Genomic DNA, 10,910 nt, shown 5'->3' with positions numbered 1-10,910 from the left:
AAATAGAAGAAAAATGATATTACTGGACATAACAGGCGCCCTTGAAGGTTGGATCACAAGCGGCTACCAGTTGTTGACCTTGGTAGCCAAACTACTAGGTGTAGTAGGCGCCTTTAGATTGGCCTATTTGTATAATACTGGCAGGGACAGAGGCATGATCTTTCATGAATTACTACACTGGGTAACTGCTATTGTATTTTTTTCATCGATTGGCCCTTTGTATGATATGGTTGCCAATTTTTTTAGAATCGGATAAATTATAGGTTTCCCATGCAAAAATTAGTCAATAGCCCCTACTTAAAAGAAAAAGGCTTTTTAGGTCCTTTTTCATTACCAGAAGCCTTAGTGGCGTTAGGCATTTGCTGTCTGACCTATATCATATCTTGTTATTGTGAAGATTGGTTGCACTACAACCGCATGTGGACCATCTCTTTAACAAGCCTAATGGTTATTATTTCTTTTTTAGTAAAAATATTGCTGAAAAATAGTAATCCTACCTGGTTATCAAGTCTTTTTACTTATTATTTTTTGCATATGACCGTAGATAATTTTAGGAAAAAATTTAAGATCAATGCTTTTCTCAAAAAAAGATAAGAAAGAAGACTTACATAGAGTTCTACCATTTGTAGATTTTCATGACGATATAGCTATTTCTGCAGATGGGACTATCTCTGTTCCATTTAAAGCCTCTTTAGCCTTTCAGGAACAATATACCGAGCAACAGTATATAGACTGGACGCATATGCTCTCTAGTAGTATGAAAGAATTGCCTTGTAACAGCCTTTTACAACAAGTAGACATATACTACCCAGACGAATGGAATAATCCATCTGTAGATAGTAACGAGCTTGATTTCTTTAAACAAAAACAATTCAGTCATACAGAAAGTCGTCCTATACTCCGCCATGAATCCTATATCATACTTTCCTTTCCTGGATTATATAAGGAATATACGCCATTATCTACTTTTTATTCTAGAGATGAGACAAAAAGTTTTAGCAAAAATCCATTTGCTCATTTAGAAAAGCGACTCACAATGGCTAAAAAGGATGCCGCCCAATTTCGTCAAAGTGTATCTACCTATCTGCCCTTAACCCATCTGCATGCTACTGAATTTTCCCACCTGGTCCATAGATGTTTGTCCTTAAATTTTGAAGACCCAGAAGGTAGCTTATATGGTGGTTTGGTTAAAAATAAAGAATATGCACAGGTGGCTAACAAAAAAGCCCAAGTGATTTCTTTAATGGAAAGTGCTACTGAACCTAGCTATACAGTTCTTGATAAATTTGGCCACAATGGAGGCGTTTGTGGCCCTTTAACAGAGGGCCTTGGGCGTAGCCTAGACTTTCCACATATCATTTCCAAAGTCATTCGTATGATCGACTCTGAATCATTCTTAAAAAAACATTTTAATGCATTTGCCTGGAGTGAGGCTACTAAACTCGATGAACGAAAGCTGCAAAACATCAGACATATACGCAGCGAGATGGCTGAATTCGAACAAACCCTTCTCCAGCGTAACGAACCCATTGTCTATTTATCTTTTTTAGTGATACCCTTTGGTATAACTGATTTGGAAACTCTTAATAACTATAGTGCTCAAGTATTAGCTGCTTTTGCTGGGATAGGCATGAGGGGTTATTTAGAAACCATCGATACCGCTAATTTATTTTGTGCTGCTTTACCAGGTAATGGCAATCAGGTGTATAGGCGTATACCTATTCCATTACTTACAGCAGTTGCCCATATGAATAGTACCACACCATTCACAGGCTATAAAGAAGGTGTGTTACTAGCCAATAGATACAGAGAACCGATCTATTTCAACCCATTTAACACCACTTTAGACAATCAAAATGCATTTATTTTCGGTCCTTCTGGATCTGGAAAATCCTTTTTTAACGGCAAAATGATTAAAGATCGATTTGAAGCTGGCCATATAGTGATTGTCATTGACAGTGGTGGAACCTATCGCCATTTATTTGAAGCTTTAGGAGGGAAATATATTGAACTCAGTGCAGAAAAATGTTTAGACCTAAATCCTTTTTTATTCCCAGCTGATGAATCAGGTAGCTACCTGCCAGATAGTAGTAAAGTCATATTTCTAGTTCAATTGATTGGCAAAATGTGGAAGGGAGATTTGAATGAAAATCCCATGAGTGAAGTAGAAAAATCTTTACTCTCTCAGTGGATTAGTGATTATTATAGAGATTTACCAGAATTGGTAATCCCTACTTTAACGGGATTTTATAACTATCTACAAGCATTGGTAGCAGCTAATGGACAAGCTATTCTTGATCTAAAAAAAGATCAGTTATTCCATTTTCAAGAATTTTTTATTGTTTTACAGCCATTTGCCCATGGCATCTACAAAGATCATTTTAATGCATTAGCGCAGGACTATCTAGTTGACCATAGATTAGTCTGTTTTGAACTAGAAGCGATTAAAGGCAATAGCAAACTCTATCCATTGGTAGTACAGATTCTATTTGACTTTGCTTTTGAGATGGTATCTAAACATCCAGATGCCATCAAGTTTATAGATATCGAAGAAGGTTGGACCACCTTAGATGATGCCTCTAGAGAGCATATAGAAGCTTTTTACCGAAAAGGCAGAAAAACAAAAACCTCTATTCGCATCATCACCCAAGACATCGGGGAGATCAAATCATCTAAGATCGCCAGTGCTATTAAAAACAATGCAGCTGCCTTTATCCTGTTATATAATGAAAAAGCATCTAGTAGGGAAGAAATAGGTGAATTTCTAGGTATGAATGAGTTAGACATGCAAAAATATGCCAGTCTTCGCAGACAAAATGGCCCAGGCGGTTTTAGAAAAATATTTATTAAAGAGATGGGACAAAGCCATGTGTGGCTACTAGAACCCTCTCTGTGGGAACATGCTATGTTTACCTCTCACCCATCAGAAAGAAACCAAATCGCTGCATTGGCTAAAAAACATGGAAATATAGAAGATGGCATTGCAGAATGGGTGTACCATATTAAAAAAAAATATTATGTCTAGTCATTTTCAAGGTATTCTATCTTCTTCAGTTCATCTAAACCTGGAAGCACAAAACCTAATGGTGGATACCACCATTGGCAAGATGGTTGGGATAGCTAAGTTATTACTATTGCCTTTCTTGTTGGTACGTTTAATGGTCTATTATTTTCAGTATCATTTAAGCACTGCCGAGTTATTAAAATCCTGTTATACCAGTCTATTAACACTAACTGTTACCTTTCTGCTTTTACAGTTCTACTTGGATATTTTTCATATGCTAGACAAATTAACCGCCTTGATTATGAAGGGGTTTGATTGGCATGATCTGGTTAAACCTGATAGTTTCGAAAGTATAAAAGATCCTGAAATAAGTATCTGGCAGCTAATTAAAAATGGTTTTTCGAATTTAACTACTAAAGCTTTAAAATCGATATCTCGCATAATGGGTTTAACCACTACTATATTTCGTCATCAGGCGATCCTATTTACCTTACAAGTAGGTCCTTTATCCATTGCTGCTAGCCTCTTACCAGGAAATTTTAGTGGGATAGTTAATTATTGGCTCAATATGCTGATTTCCTTTTTAATGTGGGGAGTAACAATTGATTTGCTAGACTATTCACTGATTTCTTTAGAGTTTAATAATGCAGATGGTATCGGTGCTGCCATAGCTACATGCTTGATGTATGCTATGGTAGGGCCGCTTACCTCCTTATATATAGGCAATACGGTAGGCAATAGTCTTTTTGCGATAGGAGAGGCAAAGACGAGTCAGTTTATGGCTTATGGAGTTAGTAGTTTACAAAAGTTGAGAAAACAAAGTGAATAGTGACTAGACAATACAGTAATCCTTACTTCGTAAGGACTTGGTTTGGCAAGCTAATGGGAAAGAATACTATAAACACAATACAATATGTTAGATAATAAAGATCATAAGTCATCAACTGTTCAATCGATTCATAAGCTAAACAGCTATCATTACGGTAATATCATTAACCTATTACGATTTTTAGTTGTTTTTCTTTTGGTATCCTTAGGTGGGTTATCTTGTTTTCTAGGCTATATGGTATTTAAACAAAATAGGAGTGATTTGGTCTATTTTGCTACCCTTGAAGGGACCCATGTGGGTATAAGAAAAGAGAATCCCAATCATAACAGCAGAGAAGCTTTTGAAGTAGAAAATTTTGCTATGCGTTTTATCCAGGATGGCTTTGCGCATAGTGAAAATAACTACCAAGAAAACATTGAAAGAGCCTTGACCGTTATGAATAATGCCTCTAGAGTCACCCTAAAAAAACTCTTTTCTGATGATAGTTTGTTTCAAGTATATAAAGAATCTAATGGTGTCACCACAGTTACTATTAAAAGCATACGTACTGATATACAAGATTATCCATATAGTTCACAGATCTACTTTCAAACAGATTTAAAATTTTTAACTGGTCAAGGAAAAGTAAAAACCCATAGCTACCATCAAGGCATTGTATTAGAAATGCAACCAACAGCTAGATGCAGTAAAAATCCATATGGTTTAATGATCACTGATTTAACCTTTTTAAACCATGAAGAAAAGTAGCCTTTTAGCATTTTTGATCTCTTATTTTCCTGCTTTTGCATTGGATATCAAAGTTTCAGATCAATATCCTACTTTATTGGAACTCAGTGGTACGATTGAAAAGATTTCTTTTGGCAATGGAGACCAAGAATATGTCTCCAAAGAAGAAGGTAGGTTTTTAGAAGTTAAGGCTAAATATCCTGGAACTAGTAAAACCACTATTACGGTCTTTTATTTATCCAACGAAGGCAAAAAAAATGAAAAGGTGGATGTTTTTTATGGAACCGTTAGTTATGATGCAGGCATACAACCCATGTATAATCTTACCAATCATAAGGTTCAAGAGATAGAAGAAGCAGAAAAGTGGGATACCGATGAACCTTTAACTGAAAGCTTAACAGAAGCTATAGAATATGTCACTCAAGAACAACCAAATATTAAGCGCTTTCATCAGACTAAACAAAAAGTAAGTTGTTTTTTGAGTAATGCCATTAGTACAGGAGAAGAAGTTGTTTTAAAATTTGTACTGAAAAATAACTCTCCATATAACTATAAAGTAGGAGGCGTATATTTTGTAGGCAATAACAAAGACAAAACCGCTATTCCTATTAAACTCAAGCCTAAGCGTATGGTAGTAGCCCCAGGAGAGATCGTACCGATGATTTTCGTTATTAAACATAAGGTAGAAAAGTCAGGTATCGTCGTTCGTTTTGAAGAGAAAAAAGGGCGTAGAGATTTAAACTTAACCTTACCTAATAGATTGTTGCTGAGTATACCCTGTTTTGTTAAAGAATCTAAAGAAGTGTAGTGCCTATGGATAAGAAGCAATTAGGTTTTGGACTCGCTGGACTGTTGGTTTTTATTTGGGTGGTGCTCAGGGATGTAAGAAAAACAAAGAGTTGGCATGATTTTTTTTCAGCCCCTCCTCCCAAACCTTGTAAGCTACTCGAAAAAGCAGAACCATTATCGATTACCAAAGAAACCAATCAAAGAATTAAAGGTGTTGGTCGCGTGCAATCGGAACAGGTAGGTTGCTCTTTGTTTGAAGATATGGCCAAAAATATCAATCGAGAAGAAGATGTAACAAAGGTTGAACCAGAACCGGTTAAAAAACCTGAACCAGTTACGGTTAAGCCTAAAAAAGTAGTTCAAAAAACTAAGAAAATGGTCCTTTCTCCAAAACAAGAAGAAAACTACTTTCCAGTAGCCTTTGAAAGAAAAGGCAGAAAAAGGAATATTAAGGTAAAAAACAGATTTGCCGCAGGCTATGTCTATGGCACACAGGAACTCAAACATGGTAGAAGTATTAAAATACGTGTCAAAGAAGCTTTTGCTTACAAAGGTCAAGAAATCCCCAAAGGTGCGTTTTTATACGGCATCGTTGCTTTTGGAAAGGAGAGAATTCTATCTAAATTAGAAACAGCTGAATTTGGTAAAAATGTAGTTCCAGTGGCTATTGGTTTGTATGATTCAGATTATATGATTGGACTATTAGTAGAAAATTTACATCCTTTCATTGATCAAGCCCAAAACAAATTGCTCAGTAGAGCAGCTAGTAGTAGCAATAATTCGTGGGTAAGAGAGATCAGCAGCGCAGTAGTAGATGGCATTAAATCAGTTAAAAATGAACAAAAAATCACAATAGAAAATAGAAGAAAAGTATTCCTTCAACCAATAGAAAAATGAATAAATTTAAAAAATATGGAATAATAGCAGTATGTTTATTATTACCTATCACCTCTTCAGCAAGTATAGGATCTTCTATCAAATCAGGATTAAACAAAATATTACCTAATGGATTAAAGAAGTGGATACCTGGTCTATCTCCAGAAGAGAAGACTGCCCAATTGATGGAAGAACAAGTAGGTGCCTCTAACAACGTTCTAGTGCAAATGAAGGATGCGGCTGATAGCATGAGAAAACTAAAAAAGAGTGTGGAAGATGCCAATTCTATTAAAAACCAAGGTAAATCATTATTCAAAGATCTATCTGATGCGAAATATGGTAAAGTAGTGCTGGGTATATCAGAAAAAATAAGTGGCATTAGTCTCAACCCAAGTGACTATATTCCTAGTTTAGATTGTACTAGAAAAGTTAAAAGAGATTGTTCTTTTTCCTGTTACAGAGAAAAATCTCTATTAGGTAAGGTAGATTCTTTTACGGGTAGAAGTAGTAATTTCCTAAGCACAAAGCCACCAAAAAGATTAAATTCCATTTGCTCAGATATTCAAAGAGAGTTGCGTAGATCAGATCAGATAAAGATTGCCTCTAAAGAGGCCAATAATAGATTAATTCCAGTCTACAAAGAACAGATCAAAAATCTAGAAATTCAAAATAAAAAGATAGATAAAACGCTATCCAATCCTAATTTTTACAAAAATGATCCAGTAAAATACTTTCAACTAGAAAGCATTAAAAATAAAAATATCTTAGATATGGGAGAACTAGTAGAACGAATCAATAGGTTGCAAGTTCAATCGGAAGAAGTGTCTAAAAAAGATAAAGAAGCTATTGCAGATTTATATAGTGAAAAGTTGAACAATGATCTAATACAGCATATCGTCAAAAGTAAAATAAAAAGAAATAGTAAATTTTGATATGATCAACAAATACAATCTAGAAGCAATCAAGGAATTTGAAGAAAATCCTTTCGTAAACTACAGATCAGAGGTAGAATTCGACGGATTTTTCATAGATGAACTGTCAAATAAAGCTAAGAATATCATCAAGTATTTAATGTTCAAACATTCATTTAAAGAAGAAAAATTCTTATTTAAGCTAAACGAATTTAATAGGTTTATGATATACATCAATATGGAATATCCATGCGATGGGATAGCAGAACTATGCTCCAAAAAGGTATTAGCCAAAACCAAAAATCCAGATCTATATTGGGTGAATAATGATTTCTTTAGAACTGAAATCTTTCAACCAAAATACATAGAAGATGATGGTTGTAAGTAAAGATGCCTAGACAAGTTCCTGGATACGAGATGGAGACAAACCAGTAAGAGCAATAATATCCTCTATAGGATAGCCCTTATTAAGCATGGACTTCGCAATAGAAATGGCTTTCTCTGTTTCTCCTTCTAGCTTGCCTTCTAGTTTCCCTTTTTCTTGACCTATTCGGATACCTTCTTGCCTCCCCTTTTGTTCTCCTTCTTGTCTTAATCTTTCAGCTACTGACATGGCGATTTCCTTTAATTTTGGGTTAGATTGTTTAATCGTTTCTAACAAATCTGGATGATTATCCACCTGTAAGATATACAAAAAAACTTGATCAGCATAGCTAATATAATCTTTTTCTAAGAGATCTACAATTAAGTCTATATGATTAGCAAACCATTGATTAAATGAACGATAAATGCCTTGTTTGAGCACCATAGCTGCAAAAGCGGCCTTTTTATAACTAAGCAGCTCATCTTCAGACGTACTATAAAGATCAACCAGATGAAACTTGTCAAACATGCACGATCTGGCTAACTCAGGATCAGCAAACATTGACAATAAACTATTGGACCCTTTATATGGCTTATTTCCATTATATATACAGATATTTAATATCACTGGTAGAGGCCCATTTCCTTTTTCTTTTAGATGTTGCCGAAGTAACTGAACGTTATACTCCATGAAGCGCAGAGGCATATACGCATCCTCAATAGATTGATGCTCGCAAAGAATGTACAGGTATCCTTCCTTTCCATTTATATTGGTTTTGAATACTAAATCAGACTCTCCTCTTCTCCCAACTGGATCAACAAAGCTTTTATTGGTTAATTCTAAATTTTCTTTATCTATTTTCACAAGTAGATCGGAAGGTAAATTAGCAGCTAGAAAATCTAGCATCGCTTCCTTGTTACAGAATGTGTTTTTAAATACGGTGTCATGAGGCTTATCCGCTACTTCTTTTTTATCCTTTTTCTTATTTATTTTCTTACTCATCCGATTAATACATTACGACAAATAAATGGCATTAAAAACGTGAACCATCCTGTAATAATAGAAAAAATAAAGCATAATGCTTCATCTAATAAAACTTCTATATATCAGATTCATATAATACAATATTACGTATAATCAATCCTAATGGTAAACCGTTGTTATTTGATTTTATAATGATCTATCTGTAAGATTAAAAATAGAAAGCACAATAAATGATATTAGGACTCTTATAGAATTAATATAATTAATATATCTTTTATATATACAAAAGATATATTATATTAGTAATTAGTTTGATATTAGGTATTTATTGAAGGGTTGAATATCTATAAAAGATTATAAGTTTTAGTAGTAAGAAACTAGAGTTTACGTATATCTTTTGTATATACAAAAGATATATTATATATTATTGTATGCAAATTTTAGTAGCAAATATAAAAGGTGGGTGTGGGAAAAGTACATTAGTGTCTGCACTAGCAGATTTATTAGACGCTGATATTATTGATCACGATAACCAAGGAACAATACGTGTAAGTTCGTCCTTTACTGGTTTACGTGTACCAGTAACCTATGAAAAAATAACAAAAAAGATTGTTCTTCACGATACGCCACCTTATAATACAGGTAACTTGAAGAGCTTAATACAAGAGGTAGATTTAATATTGATTCCATGTAAACTTATGTACCCAGATTTACTTGCATTAAGAGCGCTTTCGGATGAACTAAAAAAACTTAACATGACACAAAAAGCTGTAATTGTTTTTAATGAAATTCGTAAACCACATAATAATACTTATAAAGAAGTTAAAGCGCTTTATGAATCTAACTATTCAGAAATAAAAAAAGCTAAAACAGAGCTTTCTAATTTAATTAGCTTTAGTAGAGTACTATCTGAACCGGTTACTGGTAAGGCATTAGAACAGGTTAAATCCTTAATTAGTGAATTAAGTATATACTAAAGATATATTTAATTAAAAATTAACCATTACATTAAATGTAATCTATCTATTTTTATGTATGAGCTCAAATAATCCATTTCAAAATATAAATCAAAAACAGGCTTCTATCTCATTGCAAGAGCATTGTGAACAAGCCATAGTACGGAAAAAAATAGGAAGACCAATTAGACCTAACATGGGTAAATACCTTATAAAAATGGATAAAGGATTACATACTAAACTATCTAAATATGCAGAAGAATTAGGAATCAGTAATTCATTCATTATTTCTAAAGCATTAAAAGAATTTTTCTCAAAATATTGTATTTAGAGGTGATCTCATGAAACAGAAAACAAAGCACGCTAAGAATATAGTAGCCCGAAAAAATTGGGCAAAAAAACAATAACTTCGCTAGTTCGTGATCCGATTGATAAGACGAACTCTAAAGAAAAATGCTCTTAAAAAAAATAAGTTACTTACAGCTCATTATCTGTTACATTTTACTTAATATAAAGTATTACCTTTTTTTATAAATAACGAATTAAGTTCGTAAATTTTAATTCTTTACGAACTTAAAACCAAAATCATAAAATGGCCTATCAATATGTAAGAGAACCTTTACGATTTGAGGAAGCGGATCGACTATGTCAGGCTTGTGAAAATGTGAAAGAAAAATTAATCGTCTGGACTTTATTAGATACAGGGTTAAGAGTATCCGAATTATGTGGGCTTACTCCACAGCAAATCCTATGGCAACAAAAGGTGATGCGTATTGCTGGTAAAGGTGGGCCTTATGGGAAAAAATCTAAAAAACGTGTGGTACCCATGTCTAAGCGGGTTCAAACATTACTTGAGCATTATTTCGCAATTAATAATTCCTGGCCTATTGGCGTAAGGCAAGTGCAAAAAATTATTAAACAGATTGCTAACAAAGCAAAAATAACACAAGAAGTTACCCCGCATGTCCTGCGTCATACATTCGCCACTTTAGCACTACAAAAAGGAATATCTTTGGCATCCGTTCAAAAAATACTTGGTCATGATAGGTTAATGACCACCGCAATCTATCTCAATTTTACAGACGCACATGTTATGGAAGAATATGAAAATAAGTGGTAAGCGCTTAGCGTGTATTTACGGACGATTTTGCCTAATACCCTTAATACCCTAAATCAGCTATTCAAAAGAAAGCTACTAGAAACCATCCCTTATCATCTACTGCTAAGCGGTTTAATAAATTGGTGGTGAAACACGCTACAAAGTAGAACGTGTATTTGGTAGTATTAGTGCGACCTGAAAGTCTTCTACTGTATTGTTTAAAAGGAGATGAAATGAACCTCGCAAGAGGTAACACATTAGAGCCTTATTAAACCAGATGTTTTGCCATCTGAGCCTACGTATCGGTGCGAATTGGGCAACCGATTGGTGCTAAGCGACACGGACAATGAACCTCTTCTTGAAAAAAAAAAG

At 34.2% G+C, this 10,910-nt stretch carries 13 protein-coding genes and 1 pseudogene; 13 read left to right on the top strand and 1 reads right to left on the bottom strand.

Annotated elements, in window-relative coordinates; translation table 11 throughout:
• Positions 1 to 13: 13 nt before the first annotated feature.
• The 9 genes from FPG78_RS06505 to FPG78_RS06465 all read left to right on the top strand — a co-directional run bounded on the left by FPG78_RS06505 (position 14) and on the right by FPG78_RS06465 (position 7,523).
• The gene (locus FPG78_RS06505) at positions 14 to 256 is read left to right on the top strand and encodes a hypothetical protein (protein ID WP_114909658.1); all 243 of its coding nucleotides are present in this window, start codon (positions 14 to 16) and stop codon (positions 254 to 256) included.
• Positions 257 to 270: 14 nt separating this feature from the next.
• Positions 271 to 594, top strand: a complete 324-nt coding sequence (locus FPG78_RS06500; protein ID WP_144087176.1) for a hypothetical protein — start codon at positions 271 to 273, stop codon at positions 592 to 594.
• Positions 572 to 3,025, top strand: a complete 2,454-nt coding sequence (locus FPG78_RS06495) for a VirB4 family type IV secretion system protein (protein ID WP_144087175.1) — start codon at positions 572 to 574, stop codon at positions 3,023 to 3,025. The genes FPG78_RS06500 and FPG78_RS06495 overlap by 23 nt, the downstream gene beginning before the upstream one ends.
• Complete coding sequence (locus FPG78_RS06490; protein ID WP_144087174.1) at positions 3,018 to 3,833, top strand: hypothetical protein; 816 nt, start codon at positions 3,018 to 3,020, stop codon at positions 3,831 to 3,833. The genes FPG78_RS06495 and FPG78_RS06490 overlap by 8 nt, the downstream gene beginning before the upstream one ends.
• A gap of 84 nt (positions 3,834 to 3,917) precedes the next feature.
• On the top strand, positions 3,918 to 4,580 hold the full coding sequence (locus tag FPG78_RS06485; protein WP_144087173.1) for a VirB8/TrbF family protein: 663 nt from the start codon (positions 3,918 to 3,920) through the stop codon (positions 4,578 to 4,580).
• Positions 4,567 to 5,367 carry a hypothetical protein gene (locus FPG78_RS06480; protein ID WP_144087172.1) on the top strand — a complete coding sequence of 267 codons (801 nt, stop codon included), beginning with the start codon at positions 4,567 to 4,569 and terminating at the stop codon, positions 5,365 to 5,367. The genes FPG78_RS06485 and FPG78_RS06480 overlap by 14 nt, the downstream gene beginning before the upstream one ends.
• A 5-nt stretch (positions 5,368 to 5,372) precedes the next feature.
• Complete coding sequence (gene traM / locus FPG78_RS06475; protein WP_144087171.1) at positions 5,373 to 6,245, top strand: conjugative transposon protein TraM; 873 nt, start codon at positions 5,373 to 5,375, stop codon at positions 6,243 to 6,245.
• On the top strand, positions 6,242 to 7,156 hold the full coding sequence (locus FPG78_RS06470) for a hypothetical protein (protein ID WP_144087170.1): 915 nt from the start codon (positions 6,242 to 6,244) through the stop codon (positions 7,154 to 7,156). Before traM ends, FPG78_RS06470 begins: the two co-directional genes overlap by 4 nt.
• 1 nt (position 7,157) lies before the next feature.
• Positions 7,158 to 7,523: a hypothetical protein gene (locus FPG78_RS06465; protein ID WP_144087169.1), complete on the top strand. Its 366-nt coding sequence runs from the start codon at positions 7,158 to 7,160 to the stop codon at positions 7,521 to 7,523.
• A 6-nt stretch (positions 7,524 to 7,529) separates the two neighbouring features.
• Here the strand turns inward: FPG78_RS06465 and FPG78_RS06460 are convergent, their stop codons facing one another.
• The gene (locus FPG78_RS06460) at positions 7,530 to 8,501 is read right to left on the bottom strand and encodes an Rpn family recombination-promoting nuclease/putative transposase (RefSeq protein WP_144087168.1); all 972 of its coding nucleotides are present in this window, start codon (positions 8,499 to 8,501) and stop codon (positions 7,530 to 7,532) included.
• 413 nt (positions 8,502 to 8,914) lie between these two features.
• Here FPG78_RS06460 and FPG78_RS06455 point away from each other — a divergent pair, with 413 nt between their 5' ends.
• From FPG78_RS06455 to FPG78_RS06440, 4 genes and pseudogenes are all read left to right on the top strand, one after another.
• Positions 8,915 to 9,460 carry a ParA family protein gene (locus FPG78_RS06455; protein WP_144087167.1) on the top strand — a complete coding sequence of 182 codons (546 nt, stop codon included), beginning with the start codon at positions 8,915 to 8,917 and terminating at the stop codon, positions 9,458 to 9,460.
• A gap of 58 nt (positions 9,461 to 9,518) precedes the next feature.
• Positions 9,519 to 9,770, top strand: a complete 252-nt coding sequence (locus tag FPG78_RS06450; RefSeq protein ID WP_144087166.1) for a hypothetical protein — start codon at positions 9,519 to 9,521, stop codon at positions 9,768 to 9,770.
• Positions 9,771 to 10,031: 261 nt separating this feature from the next.
• The gene (locus FPG78_RS06445) at positions 10,032 to 10,559 is read left to right on the top strand and encodes a tyrosine-type recombinase/integrase (RefSeq protein ID WP_144087165.1); all 528 of its coding nucleotides are present in this window, start codon (positions 10,032 to 10,034) and stop codon (positions 10,557 to 10,559) included.
• A gap of 50 nt (positions 10,560 to 10,609) precedes the next feature.
• Positions 10,610 to 10,725 (top strand): annotated as a pseudogene (locus FPG78_RS06440) (IS5-like element ISCca3 family transposase); the annotation flags it as partial.
• Positions 10,726 to 10,910 lie beyond the last annotated feature (185 nt).

The organism is Cardinium endosymbiont of Dermatophagoides farinae (assembly GCF_007559345.1).
GTDB lineage: Bacteria > Bacteroidota > Bacteroidia > Cytophagales > Amoebophilaceae > Cardinium.
The sequence above is the reverse complement of the archived record's forward strand: the minus strand, read 5'-3'. Positions and strand labels throughout refer to the sequence as shown.